1 protein-coding gene is annotated in these 259 nt (G+C 38.6%); it reads left to right on the top strand.

The window, feature by feature from the left end:
- On the top strand, positions 1-238 hold a 238-nt coding region (locus BOW57_RS20735), incomplete at its 5' end, for a hypothetical protein (protein ID WP_164973758.1).
- Positions 239-259: the final 21 nt, after the last annotated feature.

Below are 259 nucleotides of genomic sequence, written 5' to 3'. Positions count from 1 at the left end.
AAGAACGTACTATGCGGCCTTAAAAGATGCCACAACAACTTGCGAAAGCAAAGTACGACAAGCTGTAGTTGTAAGTGTTACAGATCCGGGCACTCCAAACATAACAGATAAAGATCAAGACTTCTGTTTAATAAATGCACCAACAATTGCAAGTATTAATGTAAGTCCAGAAACAGGAAATATAGTTTGGTATGATGCCTCAACAGGAGGAAATGTAGTACAGCAGCAACAGCATTAACAACAAGAATGTATTATGCGG

The organism is Flavobacterium sp. YO64 (assembly GCF_004119505.1).
Lineage (GTDB): Bacteria > Bacteroidota > Bacteroidia > Flavobacteriales > Flavobacteriaceae > Flavobacterium > Flavobacterium oncorhynchi.
Note: the sequence above shows the minus strand (reverse complement) of the source record. Positions and strands in the feature narration are given on the sequence as shown.